Annotated in this window: 26 protein-coding genes; 13 read left to right on the top strand and 13 right to left on the bottom strand. The window is 65.7% G+C overall.

Features of this window, described 5'->3' with window-relative positions; all coding sequences use genetic code 11:
• Positions 1 to 16: 16 nt before the first annotated feature.
• The 3 genes from AAGT95_RS06820 to AAGT95_RS06830 form a co-directional block, all read right to left on the bottom strand.
• Positions 17 to 1309, bottom strand: coding sequence for an FAD-binding oxidoreductase (locus AAGT95_RS06820; protein ID WP_342595995.1), 1293 nt, complete (start codon positions 1307 to 1309; stop codon positions 17 to 19).
• 553 nt (positions 1310 to 1862) lie between these two features.
• Positions 1863 to 3173, bottom strand: coding sequence for an APC family permease (locus tag AAGT95_RS06825; protein ID WP_342595996.1), 1311 nt, complete (start codon positions 3171 to 3173; stop codon positions 1863 to 1865).
• A gap of 116 nt (positions 3174 to 3289) precedes the next feature.
• Complete coding sequence (locus AAGT95_RS06830) at positions 3290 to 4102, bottom strand: carbon-nitrogen hydrolase family protein (protein WP_342595997.1); 813 nt, start codon at positions 4100 to 4102, stop codon at positions 3290 to 3292.
• 171 nt (positions 4103 to 4273) lie between these two features.
• Here AAGT95_RS06830 and AAGT95_RS06835 point away from each other — a divergent pair, with 171 nt between their 5' ends.
• Positions 4274 to 5095 (top strand): response regulator transcription factor, encoded by an 822-nt coding sequence (locus tag AAGT95_RS06835; RefSeq protein ID WP_342595998.1) that lies wholly within the window; start codon positions 4274 to 4276, stop codon positions 5093 to 5095.
• A 142-nt stretch (positions 5096 to 5237) separates the two neighbouring features.
• Here AAGT95_RS06835 and AAGT95_RS06840 read toward each other — a convergent pair whose 3' ends face one another.
• Positions 5238 to 6287, bottom strand: coding sequence for an aspartate carbamoyltransferase (locus AAGT95_RS06840; RefSeq protein WP_342595999.1), 1050 nt, complete (start codon positions 6285 to 6287; stop codon positions 5238 to 5240).
• A 297-nt stretch (positions 6288 to 6584) separates the two neighbouring features.
• On the opposite strand from AAGT95_RS06840, the gene AAGT95_RS06845 reads away from it, so the two are divergent.
• Positions 6585 to 7439, top strand: a complete 855-nt coding sequence (locus AAGT95_RS06845) for an SDR family oxidoreductase (RefSeq protein ID WP_342596000.1) — start codon at positions 6585 to 6587, stop codon at positions 7437 to 7439.
• 14 nt (positions 7440 to 7453) lie between these two features.
• On the opposite strand, the gene AAGT95_RS06850 is transcribed toward AAGT95_RS06845, so the two are convergent.
• Complete coding sequence (locus AAGT95_RS06850; protein WP_342596001.1) at positions 7454 to 8332, bottom strand: IclR family transcriptional regulator; 879 nt, start codon at positions 8330 to 8332, stop codon at positions 7454 to 7456.
• 70 nt (positions 8333 to 8402) lie between these two features.
• Positions 8403 to 8942: a 2-oxo-4-hydroxy-4-carboxy-5-ureidoimidazoline decarboxylase gene (uraD, locus tag AAGT95_RS06855; RefSeq protein WP_342596002.1), complete on the bottom strand. Its 540-nt coding sequence runs from the start codon at positions 8940 to 8942 to the stop codon at positions 8403 to 8405.
• A gap of 108 nt (positions 8943 to 9050) precedes the next feature.
• On the opposite strand from uraD, the gene uraH reads away from it, so the two are divergent.
• The 3 genes from uraH to AAGT95_RS06870 all read left to right on the top strand — a co-directional run bounded on the left by uraH (position 9051) and on the right by AAGT95_RS06870 (position 11777).
• Positions 9051 to 9413, top strand: coding sequence for a hydroxyisourate hydrolase (uraH, locus tag AAGT95_RS06860; protein WP_110601976.1), 363 nt, complete (start codon positions 9051 to 9053; stop codon positions 9411 to 9413).
• Between the two features lie 147 nt (positions 9414 to 9560).
• Positions 9561 to 10928 carry an 8-oxoguanine deaminase gene (locus AAGT95_RS06865; RefSeq protein ID WP_342596003.1) on the top strand — a complete coding sequence of 456 codons (1368 nt, stop codon included), beginning with the start codon at positions 9561 to 9563 and terminating at the stop codon, positions 10926 to 10928.
• A 99-nt stretch (positions 10929 to 11027) separates the two neighbouring features.
• Positions 11028 to 11777, top strand: a complete 750-nt coding sequence (locus AAGT95_RS06870; protein ID WP_110601981.1) for a GntR family transcriptional regulator — start codon at positions 11028 to 11030, stop codon at positions 11775 to 11777.
• 3 nt (positions 11778 to 11780) lie between these two features.
• Here the strand turns inward: AAGT95_RS06870 and AAGT95_RS06875 are convergent, their stop codons facing one another.
• The gene (locus AAGT95_RS06875; protein WP_110601983.1) at positions 11781 to 12527 is read right to left on the bottom strand and encodes an aspartate/glutamate racemase family protein; all 747 of its coding nucleotides are present in this window, start codon (positions 12525 to 12527) and stop codon (positions 11781 to 11783) included.
• A gap of 128 nt (positions 12528 to 12655) precedes the next feature.
• Here AAGT95_RS06875 and puuE point away from each other — a divergent pair, with 128 nt between their 5' ends.
• From puuE to AAGT95_RS06910, 7 genes are all read left to right on the top strand, one after another.
• Entirely contained in the window at positions 12656 to 13579 is a 924-nt protein-coding gene (puuE, locus tag AAGT95_RS06880) for an allantoinase PuuE (RefSeq protein ID WP_342596004.1), read from the top strand.
• 318 nt (positions 13580 to 13897) lie between these two features.
• Complete coding sequence (locus tag AAGT95_RS06885) at positions 13898 to 14713, top strand: transporter substrate-binding domain-containing protein (RefSeq protein ID WP_110601987.1); 816 nt, start codon at positions 13898 to 13900, stop codon at positions 14711 to 14713.
• Positions 14714 to 14727: 14 nt separating this feature from the next.
• Entirely contained in the window at positions 14728 to 15411 is a 684-nt protein-coding gene (locus AAGT95_RS06890; RefSeq protein WP_110601989.1) for an amino acid ABC transporter permease, read from the top strand.
• A complete protein-coding gene (locus tag AAGT95_RS06895; protein ID WP_110601991.1) occupies positions 15408 to 16064 on the top strand; it encodes an amino acid ABC transporter permease in 657 nt (218 codons plus the stop codon). The genes AAGT95_RS06890 and AAGT95_RS06895 overlap by 4 nt, the downstream gene beginning before the upstream one ends.
• The gene (locus tag AAGT95_RS06900) at positions 16045 to 16773 is read left to right on the top strand and encodes an amino acid ABC transporter ATP-binding protein (protein WP_110601992.1); all 729 of its coding nucleotides are present in this window, start codon (positions 16045 to 16047) and stop codon (positions 16771 to 16773) included. Before AAGT95_RS06895 ends, AAGT95_RS06900 begins: the two co-directional genes overlap by 20 nt.
• A gap of 18 nt (positions 16774 to 16791) precedes the next feature.
• Complete coding sequence (locus AAGT95_RS06905) at positions 16792 to 17649, top strand: MurR/RpiR family transcriptional regulator (protein WP_110601994.1); 858 nt, start codon at positions 16792 to 16794, stop codon at positions 17647 to 17649.
• A 55-nt stretch (positions 17650 to 17704) separates the two neighbouring features.
• The gene (locus AAGT95_RS06910; protein WP_110601995.1) at positions 17705 to 18532 is read left to right on the top strand and encodes a bifunctional allantoicase/(S)-ureidoglycine aminohydrolase; all 828 of its coding nucleotides are present in this window, start codon (positions 17705 to 17707) and stop codon (positions 18530 to 18532) included.
• Positions 18533 to 18547: 15 nt separating this feature from the next.
• On the opposite strand, the gene AAGT95_RS06915 is transcribed toward AAGT95_RS06910, so the two are convergent.
• The 5 genes from AAGT95_RS06915 to AAGT95_RS06935 form a co-directional block, all read right to left on the bottom strand.
• On the bottom strand, positions 18548 to 19840 hold the full coding sequence (locus AAGT95_RS06915; RefSeq protein WP_342596005.1) for an NAD(P)/FAD-dependent oxidoreductase: 1293 nt from the start codon (positions 19838 to 19840) through the stop codon (positions 18548 to 18550).
• 53 nt (positions 19841 to 19893) lie between these two features.
• A complete protein-coding gene (locus tag AAGT95_RS06920; RefSeq protein WP_342596006.1) occupies positions 19894 to 20556 on the bottom strand; it encodes a GntR family transcriptional regulator in 663 nt (220 codons plus the stop codon).
• A 149-nt stretch (positions 20557 to 20705) separates the two neighbouring features.
• Entirely contained in the window at positions 20706 to 21656 is a 951-nt protein-coding gene (locus tag AAGT95_RS06925; RefSeq protein ID WP_342596007.1) for a dihydrodipicolinate synthase family protein, read from the bottom strand.
• 76 nt (positions 21657 to 21732) lie between these two features.
• On the bottom strand, positions 21733 to 22677 hold the full coding sequence (locus tag AAGT95_RS06930) for a 4-hydroxyproline epimerase (RefSeq protein ID WP_342596008.1): 945 nt from the start codon (positions 22675 to 22677) through the stop codon (positions 21733 to 21735).
• A gap of 318 nt (positions 22678 to 22995) precedes the next feature.
• Positions 22996 to 24435, bottom strand: coding sequence for an NCS1 family nucleobase:cation symporter-1 (locus AAGT95_RS06935; protein ID WP_342596009.1), 1440 nt, complete (start codon positions 24433 to 24435; stop codon positions 22996 to 22998).
• A gap of 372 nt (positions 24436 to 24807) precedes the next feature.
• On the opposite strand from AAGT95_RS06935, the gene AAGT95_RS06940 reads away from it, so the two are divergent.
• The gene (locus AAGT95_RS06940) at positions 24808 to 25293 is read left to right on the top strand and encodes an ureidoglycolate lyase (RefSeq protein WP_342596010.1); all 486 of its coding nucleotides are present in this window, start codon (positions 24808 to 24810) and stop codon (positions 25291 to 25293) included.
• On the opposite strand, the gene AAGT95_RS06945 is transcribed toward AAGT95_RS06940, so the two are convergent.
• Complete coding sequence (locus AAGT95_RS06945) at positions 25290 to 26036, bottom strand: FCD domain-containing protein (RefSeq protein WP_162302634.1); 747 nt, start codon at positions 26034 to 26036, stop codon at positions 25290 to 25292. The two genes, AAGT95_RS06940 and AAGT95_RS06945, sit on opposite strands and share 4 nt — an antisense overlap.
• Positions 26037 to 26183 lie beyond the last annotated feature (147 nt).

Here is a 26183-nt window from a genome sequence, read left to right on the forward strand (position 1 = left end):
TCGTTCTTGCCGCTGGTCACAGCCGGTCGCGAAGCTTGTAGAAATGGGTCGCCAGTACCAGCAGGGGGGTCCGTAACCACCGGCCGCCCGGAAACGTCCGGTGGGGCATGGCGGCAAAGATGTCGAAGCGCTCACTTTGTCCGGCAATGGTCTCGCCCAGCAGTTGGCCGGCCAGCCCCGCCAACGCCATCCCGTGGCCGGAGTAGCCCTGGGCATAGAAAACATTGGGCGCCAGTCGGCCGAAGTCAGGTGCGCGATTCATGGTGATGGCCACGTCTCCTCCCCAGCGATATTCGATATCGATCTCTTTCAACACCGGGAAAAGGCGCCGTATCTTGGCATCGGTACGCGCCTCCAGACCTTGCGGTGGGCGGCCGTCGTAACTCACCTCCCCGCCGTAGATCAGGCGCCTGTCTCTCGACAGACGATAATAGTCGAGTACGAAGTTGGCATCCGACAAGGCGTCGTTTCTCGGGAGAACCTGAGCGGCCTGCTGCTCGGTCATGGGCGCGGTGGCGATCATGTAGTTGGCCGCTTTCATGATGCGCCCGCTCATGGCGGGCACCAGCCTATCGCCGTAGGCGTTGGTGGCGACCACGACGTGATCGGCAGTGACACGGCCGCGCGCGGTGACGACGTTGGCCGGCTTGCCGTGCTGGATATCGACCACGGGGCTGAACTGGTGAAGGATCGCTCCGGCCCGTTGAGCGGCTCGGGCCAGGCCGAGCGTGTAATTGAGCGGATGCAGGTGGCCCGCTTCGCGCTCCCAGAGCGCCGCCGGGTAGGCGTCGGTGACGACGTGTTCGCGCAGCGCGTCGCCCTCTCGCCACTCGAGCCCGTGATAGTCGAAGTCGCGGGCCATGCGCTCCTGTGACTGCCTGAGCGCAACGACATGGCGAGGTTTGACCGCCGCGTGAAGGTAACCCCAGGACATCTCGCAGGGGATCTGGTGATGCTCGACGAGGTGGGCAGTCAGCCTGACGGCTTCACGGCTCATTTCCCAGATATCACGGGCGGCCGACAGCCCCAAGGCCTTCTCGACGGTGTGCATGTCGGTGCCCAGGCCAGGCAGTATCTGCCCGCCGCTGCGGCCGGAGGCCCCATGGCCCACGCTCAGTGCTTCGAGCAGGATGACTCGATATCCCCGCTGAGCCAGGTGCAGCGCGGCGGAACAACCGGTAACGCCTGCGCCGATCACGCAGACATCGGCGCGGTGATCGCCCTCCAGCGGGAGCGCCGGCTCGAGCTCGACGGCGATGGAGTCCCGGTACCAGGAGGAAGTTGTCGCCGACGACGAATGAACTGTCATAGGGAGTCCGTCTTGGGTTGCGCGCTGCGCTTGTAATTGTTGATTCTGTCATATCGAAGAGCGACGTGACCTACTCAGTGTGTCACTCGTTCCGTAGTTGATGTCAACTATTTAATAACACTATTTTTGGCCGGAAGAGATGAGATTCGGTAGACGCCTCGGCTCTTTCTGCTGGGTTTCCTTCCCTCGGAAAGGAGGGTGAGAGCGCGTTTTTCGCTTTTCCAGGTCCGTTGTTTCGCGACCTTACCATCGAGGTCTGGGTCGGGATGTCCCGTCCGATGGCCTTGGGTCGGCCCCGAGAGAGATTGGATGGATAGTGGAATAATCGACAGTAGCGTTGAATCAGGCAGCCGATGGAGGGCATCGGCTGCCTTGGGTCGATGGGCAGGGCTGTCGCTGGGTGCGTGGCACAATGCCGTCAAACCAGCGTATGACCCAGCTCCCGGGATCGATGGGGCGTCATGAGCCCGCTTTCGGACTCTCTTCGTCGATGCCGTCAGTTTTCGACACGGACCAGCGCACCGCGCGCAGGTCGCGTGTCATCTCCTCCACCTCAAGCGTCGATATGCAGCTCCGGCGTCGGGCGGCGGAAGCCACGGGTCAGCCAGACCAGCCAGCCCACTCCTGCCAGTAGCCATATCGAGCCAAGCATGATCGCTCTGTGATCGAGACTGAACAGCAGCCACACGATGGCGACGAGCCCGATCGCCGGGCAGACCAGAAAGCGCAGGGTATCGCCAGGGCCACGGCGGTGCTCCTTGAGATAGTAATGAAAGATCACCGCCAGGTTGACCAGGGCGAAGGCCAGGAAAGCGCCGAAGTTGATGAACGAGGCCGCTGACAGCACATCCATCGTCAGCGCCAGCAGTGCCACCAGGGCGCTCAGCATCAGCCCTCCCAGTGGCGTCCCATAGCGACCCAGCGTCCCCAGCCAGCGCCGCGGCAACACGTCGTCCCGTCCCATCGCATAGATCAGCCGAGCACCACTGGCCTGTGCGGCAATGCCCGAGGCGAACTGGCCCACGACCAATCCGATCAGGAAGATCGAGACGAACAGATCGCCACCGATGTTACGCGCGATGGCATAGGCGGCGGCGTCCGGGTTGGCGAAGTCGAAGCCCGGCGCCGCGAGCTGGACGCAGTAAGAGACGACGACGAAGATCAGCCCGCCCAGGAGCGTGATCAGCAGGATCGCTCGGGGCAGCGTGCGCTGCGGATCCCGAGTCTCCTCCGTCAGCGTGGTCACGGCATCGAAGCCGAGGAACGAGTAGCAGGCGACGGCCGCACCGGCCATCAGTACCGGTAGCGATCCGCCGTCGCTGCCGAGAAACGGCGCCAGGCTGAATAGCGGCTGAGTGGGGTCGCCGAGGATGTAGTGCACGCTGAGACCGACGAAGGCCACCAGTACCAGCATCTGGATCAGCATCATGGCGCTGTTGACCAGGCTGGCCAGTTTCAGGCCGAGCACGTTGATCACCGTGGTGACCGCGATGAACGCCAACAGCCACAGCGCCGTCGGAATGCTCGGGAAGGTGGAGTTGAGATAGGCCGCCCCGATCAGCCAGATCACCATCGGCAGGAACAGATAATCGAGCAGGATGGCCCAGCCGGCGAGAAAACCCAGGCGATCGTCGATGGCGTGACGGACATAGGCATAGGCGGAGCCGGCGACGGGATAGGCAGCGGCCATGCGACCGTAGCTGTGGGCGGTGAACAGCATGGCCACCAGGGCGGCGAGGTAGGCACCTGCCACCGCCCCCTGCGTGACCACCGCCAGCACCCCGAAGGTGCCGAGCACGATGATCGGGGTCATGTAGGCTAGGCCGAACAGCACCACCTGGGAGAGGGTAAGGGTCTTCTTCATTTCCGACATCATCGTTTCCTGTTGTGGTTATTTTGAGATTCGCGGTTATTTAGAGCTTCGCGGTCATTGCGACCCGCTGCCGCTGTGGCGATGACCGCAGGGCAGAGCAACGGCGCTCAGCCGAAATGCCAGCTGCGGTGGGCGCCCCGGGTTTCGAGGTGGCCCGCGAGGCTCAGGCGCCGATCCCGGTGGTAGTCGTACTCCTGCCTGGCGCTGGGCAGGCGTGCCGGATCCAGCTGCAGCGGCTGGATCGTCTCCTCGCGCCCGGCCCGGAACAGCAGCTCGCCGTCGGGGCCGACCAGAGCGCTCTCGCCGGCGAAGGTGAGCCCGGCGCCCTGGCCGACCCGGTTGCTCATGGCCAGGAAGCACTGATTTTCCTGGGCTCTGACCTGGGCGGCGCGGGCGTGTACGGGGCCGTAGGGGTCCATGTTGCCGTTGGTCACCACCAGCAGGTCCACACCCATGGCGGCCAGCGCCCGCGCCGGTTCGGGGAATTCCAGGTCGTAGCAGATCAGCAGCCCGATGCATCGGCCGCGCCATTCGAGGCAGTGGAGCGCATCGCCGGGCTCGACCAGGGTGCGTTCATCCGGCCATAGGTGAGTCTTGCGATAACGCAGGGCGATGCCGCTTTCCGGCGTGATCAGCACGGTGGTGTTGAATACGGCATCGCCATCCCGTTCCAGCAGGCCGATGGCGATCGCCATGTCGCGCTCGCGACTGGCGCCGATCAGCGCCTGCAACTCCGGGCCGTCGAGGGTCAGGGCGCGGTCGAGCACATGCCCGGATTCGGCAAAGCCGCTCAGGTGCGTTTCGGGGAAGACGATCAGCGCCGTGCCTTCGTCGGCGGCATGCACGATTTCCAGCGCGCGGGCGAGGTTGTGCGCGATCTCGCCTTCGCGGCTGGCGAGTTGTGCCAGGACAAGCTGCATGGAACACTCCGGGAGTTGTGATTGGAACGGGAGCCGATGACCTCCAGTATCCCCAATCCCGCGCCGCTGCCTATCCCGCGAGCGGGGTAACCCGATCGGGGGAAGGAGACGCTCGACGGTAGCGTTGCAGCGATATGGCGTCAGGCTGGCACAGCCTCAGAGAGAGAAACGATGACCCATCGACCCCGGCCGAGCACAAGGGCCGACGACATGACGCCGCTGGAGAGTCTGGAGTGGCATCGTGCCTTCGGGCAGTTGGCGGAAAACGTCGATCGTGCCGGCTTCTGGCTGGCATTGGTGCGGCGGTTGGCGGGGGAAGTGCATTTCGATACCTGGGTGGCACTGGTTTTCGACCGCCGGCAGCCGCCCCGTATTCTCGCCGAGAGCGACGAGGACGATGGCGCCGACGACGCCCTGTTTCAGGATTATCAGCGCGGCCTGTATCTCCTCGATCCGTTCTACATCGACGCTTGCGAGCGCGATCGCTGCGGTCTGTTCACGCTGGCGGAAGTGGCGCCTCAGCACTTCACCCGCACCGAGTACTACCAGCGCTATTTTCGACGCAACATCGTCGCCGACGAGATTCACTTCAATCAGACGCTGGATGCTCGCCGAACCCTATGCCTGTCGCTGGGCTCGACCCGTTCCTTTTCCCGTCAGGCGTTGGGCAGTCTCGCGCTGATGCAGCCGTGGCTGCTGGCCCTGATGCGCTTGCGCATGCATTTCGAGCCGGAGGGCGACGGAGAGGCCGGCCCCCATCCCTGGCATCCGCTACCGGAGCGCGCGCTGGAATTCGATTCCCGCTATGCACTGACCGAACGCGAGCGCGAAGTGAGTCAATTGATGCTGGGCGGCAGCTCGACCAAGGAGATCGCCCGCCGTCTGGCGATCTCCGTCGAAACGGTCCGCGCCCACAAGAAGCATCTCTATGCCAAGCTGGGGGTCAATTCCCAGTCGGAGCTGTTCTCGCTGTTCTGGCAGGCGCGCCGTTAGGCTTGCCTCAAAAGTGCTGCGCTCGTCCATGCGGCGTTGAAAATGAGCTCGTGCGCGAGTCCGATCAAAGTACGCCTTTACAACCCGTAAACGCCGCCTTCTCGCTCATTTTCGCCTTGCCCGGCCATCGCGCGCCAACTCTTCAGGCGGAACCTGAGCCCTGGAAGCTGGCGTCGTCGACACCGAAGCTCGGCGGCACGAACCAGCCCACGTCGCGTAGATCCTTCTCGATCAGACCCTCCACCTGCAGCAGATGGGCGAAGATCGCCATGCGCATGGGGATGCCGTTGTCGGTCTGGCGGAAGATCGCCAGGCGCGGATCGCCGTTAAGGTCGGTGGAGAGATCGTTGGCGCCGGGGCGGCTGTCCCGCGGCAGCGGATGCATGACGATGGTGGTCGGCGAGCAGCGGCGGTCGAGGAAGCCACGGTCGACGACGAAGTCGGCGGTCAGCTCGGTGAAGCTCTCGGTCATCTCGGCGGTGAAGCGCTCGCGCTGGATCCGGGTGGCGTAGATGACATCCACGTCGTCGAACGACTCGGCGAGGTTGAGTCGCGTCTCGATGCGATGCCCCCGCGACGCCACCAGATCGATCAGGTGCTGGGGCATCTCCAGCCCCGGCGGCGACACCAGCGTGATGCGCAGGGGCTCGTAGAGCGACAGCAGCTTGACCAGCGAGTGCACCGTGCGGCCGTATTTCAGGTCGCCGGTCAGCAGCAGGTGGGCGCCCGCCAGCGGCTTGCCCAGCCGCGCGAACTCCTTGGTGATGGTGTAGACGTCCAGCAGCGCCTGGCTCGGGTGCTCGCCGGGCCCGTCGCCGCCGTTGATCACCGGTACCTGGGTCGCCTCGGCGAACTCCGCCACCGAGCCCTGCTCCGGGTGGCGCATGACGATGGCGTCGACATAGCCGCCCATCACCCGGCTGGTGTCGTAGAGCGACTCGCCCTTGGCCATCGACGAGAAGGTGAAGCCGGTGGTATCGCAGACGCTGCCGCCGAGGCGGCAGAAGGCGGCGTTGAAGCTGATCCGCGTGCGCGTGCTGGCCTCGAAGAAGAGATTGCCGAGCACCGCACCTTCGAGCACGCGAGTCACCTGGCGCCGCTGGGCGATCGGTTCCATGCGCTCGGCGATGCGGATCAGATGGTCGACGGCATCACGGGAGAGTGAATCGACGGAGAGCAGGTGCGAAGGCATCGGGAGACCTCTTTGGCGGGCAAATGTGGCAGCGCAGGCGGCGGCGATAGTGTAGCGCCGCTGGCGGCCGGCTTCACGCCCGGAGAGGAGTGATGTCGCGTCGTCGCCGCGAGGGGCGACAAGACCGCCCCCTGACGATCGCGTCGCGACTCTTGACTTAACCTGAGTTAAATATCGATACCAAGGTTTGGAAGAAATCGCCAGGCTTTCTATGCTGGGAGAGCGTCGCGGTGAATCACAGGAGGATCCCGCGACGGTCGGGTACATTTCATTCGCTTCATTCGGGAGGGAGCCAGCATGGCCGAGTCGCATTTTCCACCGCAGCATCAGACCCATCAGCCGGGTAACGAGCACGAGATGCATCCCGAACCGGAGTTCATTCGCGCCGACTACCGTGGCACCGACAAGCTCAAGGGCAAGGTGGCGCTCATCACCGGCGGCGACAGCGGCATCGGTCGCGCCGTCGCGGTCCACTACGCCCGCGAGGGCGCCGACTGCGCCGTGGTCTACCTCGATGAGGAGCGCGATGCGGAAGATACCCAGGCGCTGATCGAAGCCGAGGGGCGGCGTTGTCTGCTGCTCAAGGGCGACGTCGCCGACTCCAGCTTCTGTCGCGACGTGGTCGAGCGTACGCGCCGAGAGCTGGGCGGGCTCAATATCCTGGTCAACAATGCCGCCGAGCAGCACGACTGGGACGACGTGACCGACATCACCGATGAAACCCTGCAGCGGACCTTTGCCACCAACATCTTCAGCCACTTCTACCTGGTGCGCGAGGCGGTTCCGCATCTGGGGGCCGGCGACACCATCATCGCCACGTCCTCCATCAACGCCTTCAAGGGCAACGCCACCCTGATCGACTACTCGGCGACCAAGGGAGCGATCCAGGGATTCGTGCGTTCGCTGGCGCAATCGCTGGTGGATCGCGAGATCCGCGTCAATGCGGTAGCGCCGGGGCCGGTATGGGCGCCGCTGATCCCGGCCAGTTTCGACGAAGAGAAGGTCGAGAGCTTCGGCGGGCAGGTGCCGATGAAGCGCGCCGGGCAGCCCAGCGAAATGGGCCCTGCCTACGTCTATCTGGCCAGCAAGGAGTCTTCCTACATGAGTGGCCAGACGATCCATCTGAATGGCGGCGTGATCGTCAATACCTGAAACTCCCCCGCCTTTCAGGCCGGCGGTTCGGAGGGCGTCTTGCCGCCGATCTTGACGGTGATCTCGCGGGCGGTTTCCGCGACCAGTGCGGCGAGCTCGGGCAGGCGAGAGTCGTCGATCCGGGCCACCGGCCCGGAGACCGAGATCGCCGCCAGCGGCAGGCCGCTTTCGTCATGCAGGGTGGCGGCGACGCAGTTGAGACCGATGGCGTGCTCTTCGCGGTCGACGGCGTAGCCCTGTCGGCGAATCTCGACCAGCTGGTCGCGAAGCGTCTCGACGTTGGTCAGCGTATTGGGCGTTTCGCCCTCCAGTGTACGGCCGGCGACGATCTGCTCGAACTCCTGGGGTGGCATCCACGCCAGGAGTGCCTTGCCGACCCCGGAGGCGTGCAGCGGCGCCCGCGAGCCCAGGCGGGTGATCATGCGCATCATCTGCTTCGATTCGCTCTGGGCCAGGTAGACCACCATGCCGTCATCGCGGATGCCGAGGTTGGCGGTTTCGCCGCTGGTGGCGGTGAGCTGGCGCAGAAAGGGGCGAGCGGTGGCGACGAAATCGCGGGCCTCGAGGAAGCTGTTGCCGATACGGAAGGTCTTGACGTCGATCTTCCACAGTCCGCTCTCGACGTCCTGGGTGATGAAGCCTTGCTGGAACAGCGCCTGCAGCAGGCGGTGAGTGGTCGAGGGGGCCAGGCCGACGTCCTCGGCGACATCGGAAAGGGCCAGTCCATCCGGGGTTGCCGCCAGCATTTCCAGGATGTTCAGGCCGCGGACCAGCGACTGACTGTGACCGCCGCTGCTCTTGCCGCCCGCGGGCCGGCCGACGGCCCTGCGTTTGGTTTCCGTCGCCCGATTTTGCTGCTGTTCAGTCGCCCGATGCCGCTCTTCGTCCGTCACCCGTCGCCGCTCTCGTGTCCGCTCATATCAGGCGCTCAGGATAACCGCTCGATCCCCCGGTGTCTGCGCGCTATCGGTTAAGACTTTCGGCCGCGCGCTGCTCCAGCCGCAATCGCGCGATCCGGTGGATCTGGGCGATGGCGGTCCGGCGTTCCTGCTTCCGGGTATGGTTCAGGCGGGTCTCGAAGGCGGCCAGGATCGCGTGGCGATCGAGTCCGCGCACGGCGATGACGAACGGGAAGTCGAACCGATCGCGGTAGGCCCGGTTGAGCTGCTCGAAACGGGCGAACTCCGCCGGCGTGCACTGGTCCAGGCCAGCGCCGGCCTGTTCCGAGCGGGAGTCGTCGGTCAGCTTGCCGCCGATCGCTGCCTTGCCGGCCAGATCGGGATGGGCCCGGATCAGCGCCAGCTGGGCATTGGCCGAGGCGGCGTCGACCTGCTCGCGCAGCCGCTCGGCCAGTCCGGCGGGCGTGTCCTGGGCCGCCTCGAGCCCGAGCTCCCAGGCCTGCGCCGCGATCCACGGCGAGTGTTCGTAGATGTCGCCATAGCGGGCGATGAACGCGTCACGGTCGAGCTGGCTGGGGCGAGGCGAGAGCAGGGCGGCAGACATGGCGGCTCCGGTTGACCTTTGTATACAAAAACACTTGAATGAGGCTAGCGCGACACCGCCCGTCGATCCACCCTTTTCGACCATGACAACCGACTTCGCGAGGAAGCCATGAGCGACGCCCCCCAAGGTTATCTGACCACCCACGTGCTGGACACGGCGCGCGGTCGCCCTGCCAGCGATCTGCGCATCGAACTCTACCGGCTGGAGGGCGGCACCCGATTGCGGCTGGCCGATGTGAAGACCAATGCCGACGGTCGCTGCGACGCACCGCTGTTGGAAGGGGCGGATTTCATCGCCGGGGTCTACGAACTCCTTTTCCATGCCGGGGATTATCTCCGTGCCGACGAGGCGCCCGCGGGGCATTTTCTCGATCGTATCCCGCTGCAGTTCACGGTCGACGCGCCCAACGAGCACTATCACGTGCCGCTGCTGCTCTCTCCGTTCAGCTATTCGACCTACCGGGGCAGCTAGAGAAGCGCTGGGCTCGGCCGGTCGTCGTCAAAAGCGCTTCCGCCATGCTCATCGACCGCTTCGGCGACTCGACAATCGTTGTCTCGCCTGGCCATCGCTCGCCGCATTTCTCGGTTAGCGAAGTTTTCATGTTCCCGGAGATCCACCGTGACAACGACACTGATCCGCAATGCCGAGCTGATCGCGACCTTCGACGATGCCGAGCGCGAGCTGCGCGATGCCAGCCTGCTCATCAGAGACGATCGCATCGTCGCGATCGGCTCGGCGCAGGAGGTCGCCGCCGCGCTCGAGGCGCCGGCAGACGAGGTCATCGATGCGCGCGGTCATGTCCTGCTGCCGGGGCTGGTGAACACGCACCATCACTTCTACCAGACCCTGACGCGCAACCTGCCCGCCGGGCAGAACGCCGCGCTGTTCGACTGGCTGGTGACCCATTACCCGATCTGGGCGCGACTCGACCCCGAATCGCTGTTCGCCAGCAGCCAGGTCGCCGCGGCGGAGCTGCTGCTCTCCGGCTGCACCACGGCGGCGGATCACACTTATCTATGGCCCAATGGCGCCCGCATCGACGATCAGATCGCGGCGGTCTCCGAGCTCGGGCTGCGCTTTCATGCCTCGCGCGGCTCGATGTCGGTGGGCGAATCCCAGGGTGGGCTGCCGCCGGACAGCGTGGTCGAATCCGAACAGGCGATCCTCGACGATACCCAGCGCGCCATCGAGCGCTATCACGACGCCGCCGAGCGGGCGATGACCCGTATCGTGGTGGCGCCCTGCTCGCCGTTCTCGGTCTCCCGCGAGCTGATGGTCAACAGTGCCGAACTGGCCCGTCACTATGGCGTGCATCTGCACACCCACCTGGCCGAAACCCGCGACGAGGAAGCCTACTGTCGCGAGCGCTTCGGCTGCACGCCGGTGGAGTACGCCGAGCAGGTCGGCTGGGTCGGCAGCGATGTCTGGTTCGCCCACATGGTGCATCCCCATGCCGACGAGATCGTGCGCCTGGGCGGCCACTGCTGCGGCGCGGCGCACTGTCCCAGCTCCAACATGCGTCTCGGTTCCGGCATCGCCCCGGTGATGGCGATGCACCAGGCCGGCATGCGGGTCGGCCTCGGCGTCGATGGCAGTGCCTCCAACGATGGCTCGCACCTGCTGGCGGAGGCTCGCCAGGCGATGCTGCTGGGCCGGCTACAGGGCGACCCGAACGAATTCAGTGCGCGCCGGATGCTGTGGTTCGCCACTCGCGGCGGCGCCGCGGTGTTGGGCCGGGACGATATCGGCCAGCTCGCGGTGGGCAAGGCCGCCGATATCATCGGCTTCCGGCTGGACTCGCTGGCGCTGGCCGGTGGCGCGCTCCATGACCCGCTGGCATCGCTGGTCTTCTGCCAACCGCCGACGGTCGATCTCTCCATCGTCAACGGGGTGCGCCGCGTCGAGAACGGCGTGCTGCTGGGTCACGATCTCGAGACGATGGTGGCCAGGCACAACGCCAGTGCCAGCCGGCTGGTCTCGGGCTGAGCCTCCGTGCCCATGCGGCTGTCATCTGGCGGCGGGCCGTATACAATCGTTGACGAAGTCAATCATCGGTGCGACCGGCGCTGGGTGGAGCGAACGACAATGGCGAAGAGCGCGAACGCAGCGAGCAGTACGAGCACGCCTGCCGAGGCGAAGCGGGGTCGCGGGGCGGGCAAGGCGGGCGATGGCGCCGAGCGCCATGAAACGATCTATCAGCAGATTCGCGAGGCGATCGTCGAGCACCGGCTCAAGCCGGGGGCGCGGTTGCGCGAGGACGCGCTGGCAGAAGTGTTCGGGGTCAGCCGTACCGGCATCCGCAAGATCCTGCAGCGTCTCGCGCTGGAGCATCTGGTCACACTGACGCCGAGGCGTGGCGCCAGCGTCAGCCGGCCGACCATCGAGGAGGCGCGGGATGTATTTGCCGCGCGCCAACTGGTGGAGTGCCAGCTGATGCCATGGGTCGCACGGCGGCTGAAAGCGGCAGACGCCAAGGCGCTCCGGCAACTGGCCATCGACGAGCGTCAGGCCCTGCGCGCCGGCCAGCAGAGCCGGGCGATCCAGCTCTCCGCCCAGTTCCACCAGCGCCTGGCCGAACTCTCCGGCAACACGCCGCTGGCGGAGTTCGTCGCCCGGCTCTGCTCGCGATCGTCGCTGATCCTCGCCGTCTACGGCGCCTCCGGGCACCTGGGCTGCGAGTCCCACGACCACGACGAGCTGGTCACGCTGCTGGAGACCGGCAAGGAGGAGCGCGCGGTCGCTTTCATGCAGCGCCACCTCAAGGCGATCGAGGCGTCGCTGTCGATCGAGGAAAGCACCGATGAAGCGCCGGACCTGAACGCGATCTTTGCCTGAGGCTCAGCGCCGATCCGGCTCCTGGCTCCAGTCGGCGAAGCGCCCCGCGAACGGCTTGGGCCGGGGAAAGGCGAGATCGCCGTGCTTGCTGGTCCCCAGCCCCAGCGAGACCAGCGACTCCGCCAGCTTGATCGCCGCGCTGACGCCTTCGATCACCGGCAGCTGCAGGTCATGGGTGAGGCGCTCGGTGAGATCCGCCATGCCACCGCAGCCAAGCACGATGGCGCCGATGCCATCCTCGTCCCTGGCTCGTTGGCACTCTTCCAGTAGCGCCTGATAGGCATTGCCCGCCGGGTTCTCCAGCTCCAGCACCGGCAGGTCGGTGGCGCGTACCCGGCGGCAGTGATGGCGGAATCCATACTGGTCGAGCAGGTGTTCGGCGATGATCGCGGTGCGCGAAAGCGTGGTCACTACCGAGAAACGGGTGCTGATCAGCGTGGCCAGATGGAAACCGGCCTCGGCGATACCGATCACCGGCGCCCGGGTCAGTTCGCGCGCCGCGAGCAGCCCCGGATCACCGAAACAGGCGATGACGTAGGCATCCATTGCCAGGGTTTCGCCGCGGCGAATCTCCTCCAGCACGCCGACGGCGCTGATCGCCTCGTCGAAGTGGCTCTCGATCGAGACCGGGCCGCTCTCCGGCTGACTGACGTGGATCCGCGTGCTCTCCGCGGCCACACGGTTGGCGCAGGCACCGATCTTGTCGGTCATGCTGGCGGTCGTGTTGGGGTTGATGACGTGGATCTGCATGGCATGGCACCTTGGCGATTCGAGCGAATCGCGATACGGTTATTTTGTCCACAAAAATAACCGACTTTGAATACAATATCGATGAAGACCAGTCCAAAACCGGCATCTCGACAAAAAGGGCGCTGCGCATGATCTCCCCGGACTACCCCCGCGATCTGATCGGCTACGGCCGCAATCCACCCCAGGCCAACTGGCCCGGCCAGGCCCGCGTGGCGGTGCAGTTCGTGCTCAACTACGAGGAGGGCGGCGAGAACTGCGTGCTGCACGGCGACGCCCACTCCGAGCAGTTCCTCTCCGAGATCGCCGGGGCCGAGGCCTATCCGGCGCGCCACCTGAGCATGGAGTCGATCTACGAGTACGGCTCCCGCGCCGGGGTGTGGCGGGTGCTGGGCGAGTTCGAGCGGCGCGGCCTGCCGCTGACGGTGTTCGGCGTGGCGATGGCGCTGGAGCGCAACCCGGAAGCCGCCCAGGCGTTTCGCGAGCTGGGCCACGAGGTGGCCTGCCACGGCTATCGCTGGATCCACTACCAGAACGTGCCGGAGGCGGTGGAGCGGGCGCACCTGCAGCGCGCGCTGTCGATCTTCGAGTCGCTCTACGGCGAGCGCCCGCTGGGCTGGTACACCGGCCGCGACAGCCCCAATACCCGGCGGCTGCTGGTCGACGAGGGGGGCTTCCTCTACGACAGCGACTACTACGGCGACGATCTGCCGTTCTGGTGCGATGTCGACGACAGCCAGGGGCGCAGCCGGCGCCACCTGATCGTGCCCTACACCCTGGACAGCAATGACATGCGCTTCGCCTCGCCGACCGGCTTCGATCACGGCGAGCCGTTCTTCCAGTATCTGCGCGACGCCTTCGACGTGCTCTACGCGGAGGGGGCAGAGACGCCCAAGATGCTCTCGATCGGCCTGCACTGCCGGCTGATCGGGCGTCCCGGGCGCTTCCGTGCGCTGCAGCGCTTCCTCGATCACCTCGAGGCCCACGACCGGGTGTGGATAACCCGACGTGTGGATATCGCCCGCCACTGGGCCAGCCACCACCCGGCCGCGTAGCGGATCGATCACGCCAGGTTCGAGTCCCGCGGATCGAACCCGGTCTCCCCCACGCATCTTCCTGGTGCGTGGGGGTGAGTTCGTGCCCCTGATTCGGTCAATTTCCACGCTGCCCAGGGGGGCGAAGCGATGCATCTGGGCCTCGAGTGGTGGCTAACTCCCTGAATCGACGGCAGTGGTACCGGTTCTGGCGCCGAGCTTGCTATGGAGTGTTGTGAAACAAACGTTTCTTATCCGATGGAGAAGTCGCCAATCGTTTCTTCACCGGCATCACGCGATCCGCATAACAACGCTCAAGCGCTCCTCAGGAGGTATGGCATGTTCGCCTGCGTCAAGAATCGATTCTCGCGCCAGCTGGTGCTGGCACTCTGCTGCACCGTCGTCGCCGGCCTCGCCGCGCTCTCGGCCCAGGCCAGCGACCTGGAGACCATCGAGCAGCGTGGCACGCTGCGGGTCGCGGTACCGCAGGACTTTCCGCCGTTCGGCTCGGTGGGCACCGACCTGCAACCGCAGGGCTACGACATCGATATGGCGCACTATCTGGCCGACCAGATGGATGTCGATCTGAAGCTGGTGACCGTCACCAGTGCCAATCGCATCCCGTTCCTGCAGACCGACAAGGTCGATCTGGTGATCTCGAGCCTGGGCAAGAACCCCGAGCGCGCCGCGGTGATCGACTTCACCGAGGCCTATGCGCCGTTCTTCCTCGGCGTGTTCGGCACGCCCGATGCCGCACCGGTCGACGATGCCGCAGGGCTCGCCGGCAAGACCATCGGGGTGACCCGCGGCTCGGTCGAGGACATGGAGCTCTCCGATCTGGCGCCGAGCGATACCACCGTCCAGCGCTTCGAGGACAACGCCACCACGATCTCCGCGTTTCTCTCCGGTCAGGTCGACTACATCGCCACCGGCAACGTGGTCGCGGCACAGATCGCCGAGCGCAACGCCGAGCGGGCGCCGACCATGGTGTTCCGGATCAAGAATTCGCCCTGCTATATCGGCCTGGCCAAGGACAACGAGGCGCTGAAAACGCGCGTCAATGCGCTGATCGAGCAGGCCAAGCAGGATGGCACGCTGGAATCGATGTCGCAGAAGTGGTTCCACACCGCGCTGCCCGACGATCTCTCCTCCTGAGGGGGTAAGCGGTCATGACGCTGGATTTCTCCACGCTGCTGCCCTACACGGATCAGATCCTGCACGGCTTGATGACGACGCTGTGGCTGACTGCCGTGACGACGATGGCCGGCATCGCCCTGGCGATCGTCGTCGCCTACCTGCGGGACGGGGCTTCCAAAGGGCGACCGACCCTCGTCAGCCGCCTGCTGGGCGGCTATGTCGAGGTCATCCGCAACACCCCGTTCATCGTGCAGCTGTTCTTTCTGTTCTTCGGCCTGCCGGCGCTGGGCATCCCGATCAGCGCGACGGTCGCGGCGCTGCTGGCGATGATCTTGAACCTGGGCGCCTATACCGCCGAGATCCTGCGCGCCGGGATCGACTCGACCCAGAGAGGCCAGCATGAAGCGGCCCGCGCGCTGGGGCTGTCGCGTCTGCAGAGCTTCCGACACGTGGTCCTGGTGCCGGCGTTCTCGCGGGTTTATCCGTCGCTGATCAGCCAGTGCATCATCGTGATGCTGGGCTCCGCGGTGGTGTCACAGATCTCGGTCTTCGATCTCACCTACGCCGCCAACTTCATCCAGTCCCGCAACTTCCGCGGCTTCGAAGTCTATCTGGTGGTGACGCTGATTTACCTGCTGCTGGCGGTGGGGCTGCGGCTGGCGTTCGAGTTCGTCGGGCGCCGCCTGTTCGCGTTTCGCCAGGGAGGTTCGGCATGACCGATTTCACGCTGTGGGACATCGTCCGCAACCTGCTGCTGGCAGGGCGCTGGACGGTGGTACTGTCGCTGATCGCCTTCGCCGGCGGGGCGCTTGTCGGGCTGGTGTTGACCCTGCTGCGGATGGGCGGCCTGAAGCCGATTCGCTGGCTGATCCGGCTCTACGTCGATCTGTTCCAGGGCACGCCGCTGCTGATGCAGCTGTTCCTGGCCTATTTCGGCGCCGCGGCGCTGGGGTTCGACGTCTCCGCCTGGACCGCGGCCAGCGTGGCGCTGACGCTGTTCACCAGCGCCTTCCTGTGCGACATCTGGCGCGGCTGCGTCGAGGCGGTACCCAGCGGCCAGTGGCAGGCCTCCCGGGTACTCGGGCTGAACTATCTGCAGTCGATGCGCCACGTCATCCTGCCGCAGGCGCTGCGCCTGGCGGTACCGCCCACCGTCGGCTTCTCGGTACAGGTCATCAAGGGCACCGCGCTGGCGTCGGTGATCGGCTTCGTCGAGCTGACCAAGGCCGGCACCATGCTCAACAACGCGGCCTTTGCGCCCTTCACCATCTTCGCGCTGGTGGCGCTCGGATATTTCATCCTCTGCTATCCGCTGTCCCGCTACGCCCGTCACCTGGAGAAAAAGCTCTATGGCGCTGGTATCCGTTAAAGATCTGCATAAATCCTTCGGCGAGCTGGAGGTGCTCAAGGGCATCGATCTGGAGATCGAGGCCGGCGAGGTGGTGTCGATCATCGGCCGCAGCGGCTCGGGCAAGAGTACCCTGCTGCGCTGCCTCAACCAGCTCGAACGTCACGACTGGGGGACGATCGTGCTGGCCGATCAGCGTCTCGACGGCACCGCGATGTCGCCGGGGGAGCTGAGCCGGAACGTCGGCATGGTGTTCCAGAGCTTCAACCTGTTCCCGCACAAGACGGTGGTCGAGAACGTGATGCTGGCACCGGTGGTGGTCAAGCAGACGCCCCGGGACGAGGCGCGCCGGATCGCCGAGTCGGTGCTCGCCAAGGTGGGGATGTCCGAGAAGGTCGACGCCTATCCAGCCCAGCTCTCCGGCGGCCAGCAGCAGCGCGTGGCGATTGCCCGGGCACTGGCGATGAATCCCAAGGTGCTGCTGTGCGACGAGGTGACCTCGGCGCTCGACCCCGAACTGGTGGGCGAAGTGCTGCGCGTGCTCGAAGACCTGGCGAGTGAAGGGATGACGCTGATCCTGGTCACCCATGAGATGAAGTTCGCGCGCGACGTCAGTGACCGCGTGGTCTTCATGCATCAGGGCCGGATCCATGAATCCGGCGACCCGCAGACGCTATTCAGCCAGCCCAGGACACCGGAGCTGAGTCAGTTCATCGCCTCCGTGCTGTAGTCCATGTGGGAGCCTTTCATGTCGGGAGCGAATACGCAGGCGCATATCGGCCGCCGGCTGCAGCAGCATTTTGCCGAGCTGGGCCCGCAGGAGCGCCGGGTGGCGGGCTTCATCCTGGCGCACCTGGAGGATCTGGCGGTCTACAGCGCGGCCGATCTGGCGCGCTACAGTGGCGTCTCCAAGGCGACCGTGACCCGCCTGTTCAAGCGCCTGGGTTACCAGGACTTCAAGGCGGTCAAGGCGCATGCGCGCCAACTGCGCCATTATGGCGTGCCGCTGGCCTCGGGTTCCGATGCGCTGGGTGACGGCGTCGAGCGCTTCCGTCGTCACGCCGAACGCGAGCAGGAGAATCTGCGCCAGTGCCTGGAAGGGCTGACGCCCGTGCTGTTCGACGCGGTCGTGCATGCCCTCGACGCGGCGCCCGCGGTGGCCGTGGTGGGCTATCGCAACAGTTATCCGGTGGCGCTGCATCTGCGCCAGCAGCTGCTCCAGGCCCGTGGTAACGTGCGTCTGCTGCCCGCGCCCAACCAGTCGCTGGCCGAGGAGCTGGTCCAGCTCGAACCCGGTACGCTGATCGTGCTGATCGGCTTTCGTCGCCGGCCCAGGCTGTTCGAGACGCTGATCGGCGCACTCCAAGAGCGCGAACATCGCGTGCTGCTGATCGGCGACCCGACCACCGCCAAATATGCCGATCGGGTCACCTGGCGGCTGGAGTGTGCGTTGGAGACGATCTCGGCGTTCGACAGTTACGCCAGCGCCATGAGCCTCGTCAGCCTGCTCGCCAATGCCATGCTGCATCGTCGGCTGGCCGAGGGGCGAGCCAGGATCGGCGAAGTGACCGAGCTGTACGAGGCCCTGGACGAACTCGCCCCTTAGGGCAGCGCTTGGCGCAAGCGTCCCATAGCCGATTTGACGATGAGAAGGAGAGAGCATGCCGCAACGCAGTTACTACGCCCCCCATGGCGGTTTGCCGCCGCAGAGCCAGTTGATCCATGGCCGTGCGGTGTTCACCGAGGCCTACGCGGTGATCCCCAAGGGAGTGATGAGCGATATCGTCGTGAGCTTCCTGCCGCACTGGGAGAAGACCCGGCTGTGGGTGCTGTCGCGGCCGCTCTCCGGCTTCGCCGAGACCTTCTCCCAGTACATCATGGAGGTCTCGCCCGGTGGCGGCAGCGAGCGGCCGGAGCCGGACCAGGGTGCCGAGGGCGTGCTGTTCGTGGTCGAGGGCGAGATGCGTCTGACCGTCGATGACGAGCACCACGAGATGGTGCCGGGGGGCTACGCCTATCTGCCGCCGGGGTGCGACTGGCAGCTGCGCAATGCGAGCGATGCGCCGGTGCGCTTCCACTGGATCCGCAAGGCGTATGCGTTCGTCGAGGGGATCGAGGTGCCGCCGGCCTTCGTCACCAACGAGCAGACGATCGCGCCGACGCCGATGCCGGATACCGACGGCCGCTGGGCGACCACGCGCTTCGTCGATCCCGCCGACCTGCGCCACGACATGCACGTCACCATCGTCACCTTCCAGCCGGGTGGGGTGATTCCGTTCGACGAGACCCATGTGATGGAGCACGGCCTCTACGTGCTGGAGGGGCGCGCGGTCTACCACCTCAACCAGGAGTGGGTCGAGGTCGAGGCCGGCGACTACATGTGGCTGCGCGCCTTCTGCCCGCAGTCCTGCTACGCCGCCGGTTCGACGCCGTTCCGCTATCTGCTCTACAAGGACGTCAACCGGCACATGAAGCTCGGCCTCTCCTGAGGGGAGCGGCCAGCTTCAGTCGAAGCGGGAGAGCCGATAGGGCGCCCGCGGCGGCAGGTCAGGTGGCTCGGTCGATGGGTGGCCCTCGGCCGGGCCGGCCAGGTCGGCGATCAGTTCGGCGGTGATCGCCGCCTGGGTCAGCCCCAGGTGATGATGCCCGAAGGCGAGCAGCACGCGGCCATGCTCGAGACGGTCGATGATCGGCAGCGAGTCCGGCAGCGACGGGCGGAAGCCCATCCAGGGCGTGGCGTCCCCGGCGTCGAGATCGGTCTTGAACAGGCCCCGGCTCAGTCGGTGAAGCTGCCAGGCCCGGGCCATGTTGGGCGGTGCGACCAGCCCCGCGAACTCCACGGTGCCGGCCAGTCTCAGCCCGGTTTCCATCGGCGTCATGATGAAGCGTCGCTCCAGCGAGGTCACCGCGAAGGGCAGTCGCTCATGCTCGCGGGGCAGCATCAGGTGATAGCCGCGCTCGGTGTCCAGCGGTACGCGCTTGCCGGTGAGCTGGGCCGTCAACGCGGCCGAGTGGGCGCCACAGGCGATCAGCACCTGGCTGGCCTCGCGTTCGCCGGCGTCGGTCATCAACGCGACGCCGCTGTCGGTCAATCGCGCCGACTGCACGCTGGCCTGCTCGAACTGCACCCCTTCTTGTTTGGCCGCATCGACCAGCGTGTTGACGACGCGCCATGGATCCAGCACATGACCCGTCGCGGGAAAGAACAGCCCGCCCTTCAGGTCGGTGGAAAGCTGCGGTGCCGCACGCCGAATCGCCTCTCGCTCCCACCGTTCCACCGGCACCTGCTGGGCGCGCATGCGCGACTCGAGTGCTGCGAGCTTCGAGTGCGACTCCGGCTTTTCGTAGACCAGCAGCGAGCCATCCGCCCTGAGCAGGTGAGCGCTGTCTACCGATGCCAGCAGGCGTTGCCACGCCGCCAGGCTGCGTTCGTTGAGGGCACGAAGGCCGGCCACGCTTGCGCGGAACGGCGCCGGGCGCAGGTTCAGGACCAGCCGGGTCAGCCACGGCAGCGCGCGGGGTAGGTATTTCCAGTCCAGCCGCAGGGGGCCCATGGGGTCCCTGAGCATGCCGGGCAGGGCGCGCAGGATCGACGCATCGGCGATCGGAAAGACCTGCTCGGTGGCCAGATGGCCCGCGTTGCCGTAGGAGGCGCCCCGCCCCGGCGCCTGACGATCGAGTACCCGCACGCGGTGACCCCGGCGCGCCAGTGCCAGGGCGCTCGTCACGCCGACGAGGCCGGCACCGACGACGATGGTATCGGCATCGGTCAGAGCCGAAGGGGAGGGGTCCGGCATGGGCTACCTCATGACCAGGCGACAGGGTTGGGGAGCGGAGCGTGCGCGACGGCTCAGGCGCTGCGCAGGCTCTTCTCCAGTACCGCCGCGATGCCCTCCGCGGCGTCCTTGATATGGCGTTCCAGCAGGCGGCAGGCCGGGTCGACATCGCCGTGGCGCGCCAGCTCGAGCAGCTCGCGATGTTCGCGTTCGGCTTTCTCGATTTCGCGGGTGTAGACCAGCTGCATGCGGATATAGCGCCCCGACTTGGTGTTCAACTGACCGATCATGGCCAGCGTCTCGGGTAGCCCGGAAGGGGCGTACAGCGCGTGATGGAACGCGAAGTTGTAGTCGCTCCAGTTGTCGATCTGGCTGCCGGCGTCGAGCGCGGCGTCGTACTGGCGCAGGATGCTCGCGGCGTGCTCGAGATCCGCCGCCTTCAGGTTCGGGATCGCATAGCGCAGCACATGGGTCTCGAGCAGCACGCGCAGCTCGAACAGCTCGCGAATCGCGGCCACGGAGAGCTCGGTGGTGAAGGCGCCGCGATGGGCGTGGAACTCCACCAGGCCCTCGGACTCGAGCGTCAGCAGGGCCTCCCGGACGGGAATGCGGCTGACGTCGTAGTCCTTGGCCAGGGCATCCTGACGCAGCTGGGAGCCGCCCTTGAATTCACCGCCGAGAATACGCTCACGCAGGTCATCGGCGACATGCTGGGCTCGGGTCTTGAAATTTGCCATGGGGGTCATCGTTCTCGCGGTATTTTGGATATTGTATGCAAACCGCAAGTCACCCACCACGCGTGTCGATAGCGCAGGTGGCTGTCCGCCGGCTTCCGGCAGGCGAGGCGGCAAGCCGGTCCGCCTCGCCGTCGACTCGAGCGGGGCCGCTACCTGGCCTTGCCGAGCTGGGCCGACCACTGTGCGTACCACTCACGGAACAGCGCGTACTGGGTCTCGACGTAGCGGCGTTGGGCCTCGCTCAAGGCGTCGCTCTCATTGAAGTGCAGGCGGTACTCGCTGTCGCCGTTGAGCACCATCAGATGCTTGTAGTAGAGCACCAGGTCCACGCCCTCGTCGAAGGAGGAGAGTACCGCCAGCGCCGATTCCAGCTCCTGGGCCTGGCGCCGAGCCTCGAGATCGCCGGTGGCGGCCTTCTTGCAGAGCGCCACCAGTTGCAGCACCTCTTTCGGCAGGGCGTTGCCGACCCCGGTGATGGCGCCGGTGGCATGGCAGTTGACGAAACCATGGAACACCTGGGTGTCGACGCCGACCATCAGGCTGACGTCGTCGTCCTGGGAGGTGATGTGCTCGGCGGCGTAGCGCAGATCGTCCGCACCGCCAAACTCCTTGAAACCGATCAGATTGGGGTGTTCGCGACGCAGCGCGAAGAACAGCTCGGCGCGGGTGGCGAAGCCGTAATAGGGGCTGTTGTAGATCACCGCCGGCAGTTCGGGGGCGGCGGCCAGGATCGCCGAGAAGTGCGCCTTCTGGGCCGCGGGCGCGGTACCGCGGGAGAGCACCCGGGGAATCACCATCAATCCTTGCGCGCCGACCCTGGCCGCATGGGCGGCGTGAGAGACCGCCTCCTTCGAATTGACCGCGCCGGTGCCGACGATGACGGGCACGCCGGCGGCGACCAGCCGGGCCACGCCCTCCTGACGCTCGGCTTCGCTGAGCAGCGGCCAGTCGCCCATGGAGCCGCAGTAGACCACCGCGCGCATGCCGAGATCGACCAGCTCGCGCCCCTTGGCGACCAGGGCGTCATAGTCGGGGGTGCGCTCTGTGGTGCAGGGGGTCATCAGCGCGGGAATGCAGCCGGTGAAGATGGAGTCGTTCATGGTTGTCCTCTGGCACTGTTTTCGGAAGTCATGCGTTTTCGGAAGTGATGCGTGGTCGGGAGTGATGCGTGAGCGGCTAGGACGCGGTGATGCCCCAGGCGAACGGATCATTGTCGTCGATCAGCAGGGTGGCATCGGCGGTGACATGGGCGCTGCCGGTGATGAAGGGCAGGATGCGATCGCCCTGCCATGCGTAGCGCCCCTCGAAGCGGCTGCCGGTGATGCTGGCCTGGACCCAGGTCTCGCCGGGGGCCAGCTTGCCGTCCGCCGCCAGGCAGGCCAGCTTGGCGCTGGTCCCGGTGCCGCAGGGGGAGCGGTCGTAGGCCTTGCCGGGGCAGAGCACGAAGTTGCGGCTGTCGGCCGGCGGGTTGCCGTGGGTGTCCGCGGCGAACAGCTCGATATGGTCGATGTGGCCACCGTTCTCGCCGGTGATGGCCTGCGCGTCCAGCGCCTGGCGGATCGCCCAGGTAAAGGCCGTCAGCGCCTCCTCGTTGGCCAGCGTCAGCGCCTGGTCGTGCTCACCCACCAGGAAGAACCAGTTGCCGCCCCAGGCGATGTCGCCATGCACCACGCCGTAGCCCGGCACCTCGACCGGCACCCGCTGGCGGTAGCGGTAGGCGGGCACGTTGCCCACGGTGACCGCGCCGTCGTCATGGAGGATGGCGCTGACCTGCCCCACCGGGGTGTCGATGCGATGGGTGCCCGGGCTCAGCTTGCCGAGATGGTAAAGCGACGCCACCAGCCCGATGGTGCCGTGGCCGCACATGCCCAGGTAGCCCGTATTGTTGAAGAAGATCACCCCGCAGCTGGCCTCCGGCGAGACCGGCTCGCAGTAGAGCGCCCCCACCAGCACGTCGTTGCCCCGCGGCTCGAGCAGACAGGCCCGCCGCCATCGATCGTGGTGCTCGCGCAGCAGATCGCGCTGGGCGGCCATGTCGCCGGTCAGCGCCGGGAAGCCCGACATCACCAGCCGGGTCGGCTCGCCGCCGGTGTGGGAATCGATGACATGGATACGCTGCATGGGGGTTTCCCCTCTGATCTGGGCGTGGTCTGGGCGGGCTGGAGTGGCGGCCGACGGGCATCGAGGCGCGCGGCTGATTTCACTATTGTAGATTTTATACAATCTTTGAGGGGATAAGGAAAGCGGGCGGGAAGTCGGGGGCGGATGATCCTGTCACAAGGCGGCGGAGGGGAGTCGTGCGTCCACGGCCGTGACACGGAAGAAGGGCGCAAGGCCTAGGCATGAGGCAGCGGGGTGTCAGCTACCGACGACCGATATGGAGAGGGTCAAGAGAGATAGCCGGCAGTGCCCCGGCGGCCAGCCGCCGGGGCACTGGGGTCAGGAGGCGACCGCTGCCGCTGCGGTGGCGCGGCGCATGCCCATGGCGTAGAAGGTGGCGCCGAGCGCGCCGCCGATGAACACCGAGAAGTGGCCGAGATCGCCCAGCGGCAGGAAGTTGATCATGATGCCGATCAGCGACGCGGCGACGACGGCCTTCACCGCCGCCGGATTGAAGCCGTTGCGGTACCAGTAGGGGCCGTTGGGGTCGACGCTGAACAGTGCATCGACGTCGATCCGCCCGCGGCGAATGCGGTAGTAGTCCATGATCAGGATGCCGTAGAGCGGGCCGATGGCCGCCGCCAGCAGATCCACGGTGTAGTGGATGATCTCCGGATTGCTGAACAGGTTCCACGGGGTGAGGAAGATCGAGCCCACCGCAGCGATGAAGCCGCCGGTCCGGAAGCTGATCTTGCTGGGCGCCATGTTGGAGAAGTCGAACGCCGGAGCGACGAAGTTGGCGACGATGTTGATCCCGATGGTGGTGGTGACGAAGGTCGCGGCACCGAGCAGGGCGATGAAGGTGTTGTCGAGTCGCGCCACGGTCTGGATCGGGTCGTCGATCATCTCACCGAACACCGGCAGGGTCGCCGAGACCATCATCACGGTGGTGGCGGAGAAGACCAGGAAGTTGACCGGCAGGCCCCAGAAGTTGCCGCGCTTGACGTCCTCGAAGCTGCGGGCGTATCGGGTGAAGTCGCCGAAGTTGAGCGTCGGGCCGGCGAAGTAGCCGGCCACGATGGCCGCGGCAATCACCATCTGCCACAACTGCTCGCCGGGGGAGAGCTGGATGTCGCTGAGGGTGAAGCTGATGTTGGACCAGCCCGCCTGCCACACCAGCCACGCCGCCAGCACGAACATCACCACGTAGACCGCCGGGCCGCTCCAGTCGATGAAGCGCCGGATCGAATCCATGCCGTGCCAGAAGACGATCGCTTGCAGGCACCACAGCAGCATGAAGCTGATCCAGCCAAGATAGGAGAGCCCCAGGAAACTGGGGCCGGCCAGCGACTCCATGCCGGGGAAGAGCCGTAGTAGCACGATCGTCAGCGCGTTGGAGGCGAGAAAGGTCTGGATGCCGTACCACACCACGGCGATCAGGCCGCGAATCATCGCCGGGATATTGGCGCCGAATACGCCGAACGAGAGCCGGCAGATCACCGGAAAGGGGACCGCGGCCTTCTGGCTCGGTCTCGCCATCAGGTTGGCGAAGATCTGCACGATGCAGATACCCACCAGCAGCGAGATCAGTACCTGCCAGCCGGCCAGCCCCAGCGCGAACAGGCTGGCAGCGACCACGTAGCCGCCGACGCTGTGCACGTCGGAAAGCCAGAAGGCGAGAATGTTGTACCAGTTCCAGTTCTGTTGCGTCGGCGCAAGATCGGCATTGTGCAGCCGGTTACTGTACTGGTGTGATGAGTGATGCGGTTGCTGAGGCATGGCGAACGCCCTCCGCGGGGCCGTGTTGTGATTGTGATCCGCATTTTTTGTATACAAGATGCGTGCCATGTTCGCCATTGAAGAATAGTCGGAGAGCCTCATCGCCAGGCGATCATGGATGACCTCGAGGAAACTGCCCCATGCTCAAGTCTTTAGGCTCGTCCGGATAGATCGGTGCTCGGCGACTCGAGAACAGCGCTGGGCTGGCCCGCAACCATGATGGAGCGGCATCGCGATCGAGGCGGTCGAAAACGCACGCTCAATGCACGGTCTGCGACCGTCCTGCACCACCCGGGTGCAGTTCGTGCGACACTTTTTGTATACGATGGGTTGCGCTTGGTGGACGACACGATAACAGAGGAGACATAAGCGATGCTGGAATTGAAAGCTCGGAAGCTGACCCCGGCGGCCTTCGCCGCGTTCGGCGAGGTGCTCGACTCGCGTGGCAGCGAGTCGTTTCCGATCAACGGTGGGCGCACCCAACGCCACCATGCGCTGGCCAGGGTCGAGATCCGTGACGCCGCGACGCCCCCGCTGATCAGCATCTTCGTCAGCCAGCCGGTGACGCTGCCGCTGGAGATCGAGCTGCTCGAGCGCCACCCGCTGGGCAGCCAGGCATTCATGCCGCTGCATGAAGAACGCTTCATCGTGGTCGTGGCGCCGCCGGGCGACGATATCGATCCGAACACGATTCGCGCCTTCGTCACCGACGGCCACCAGGGGGTCAACTACCGGGCCGGCACCTGGCACGCGATCCATTCGGTACTGGAGAAAGAGGGGGAGTTTCTGGTCGTCGATCGCGGTGGCGCCGACAACCTCGACGAGCGCGAGATAGGGATTCGGGTCGTGCTGCCTTAGCGAGTCGGTGGCGCGAAGAACTGGCGATCCATGTCGGGTCGGTCGATGTCGGAAAGTTCGAAAAGCATCTCCCGCACATGCTCGAGATGCTCGCTCATGCTGCTCTCGGCCAGTGTCGGATCGCGCCGGGAGAGTGCGTCGAGGATCCGTCGGTGGTCCGGCACCCAGTAGTTGAGTTGTTGCTTGTTCTCGATATGAGACTGCAGCTTCTGCCACATCGGTGATTTTTCCCGATATTTCCAGAGCTGATGGACCGTGGCGATCAGCAGGCTGTTCTGCGTGGCCTCGGCGACCCCTAGATGAAACTCGAAATCCCCCTGGCCCTGGTAGATCCCTTGCTCGAACTCCTGGGTTTCCAGCGCCAGGGCGGCCTCCAGGCGAGCGATATCGCGTGGACCCGCCGTGCGGGCGGCGAGCCGGGCGATGCTGCCCTCGAGAACCTGGCGCGCCTGTAGCAGCTCGAAAGGTCCTATGTCGTGGCCGAGATCCTCGTTGGAATCGCCACCCTCTACCACATGAACGCCTGAGCCCTTGCGGATCTCCACCTTGCCCTTGACCTCGAGCATGATGAGCGCCTCGCGGATCACGGTACGGCTGACATCGTAGGCCTCGCACAGGTTCTTTTCCGAAGGCAACCGGCCGCTGTTGGCAAACTCGCCAGCATTCAAGCGAGCGAGCAGGTGTTCGCCCACTTGTCGGTAAAGGCGCGATCCGCCACCAGCGAAGAAATCGATCCCTTCCATAACCCCTCTTATCTCCATTCGTGCATTACCCGCAGTGTAGCGTCTTTCAGAGATGTCATACAGGTTTGGGCGGCTATCGGCCCAGGCGGCTGGGTTGCCGGATAGACCCTCCACGGCGTTGCGTTGCTTACGCTGATGTATTATAAG

It is taken from the genome of Salinicola lusitanus, assembly GCF_038648475.1.
GTDB classification, from domain to species: Bacteria; Pseudomonadota; Gammaproteobacteria; order Pseudomonadales; family Halomonadaceae; genus Salinicola; species Salinicola lusitanus.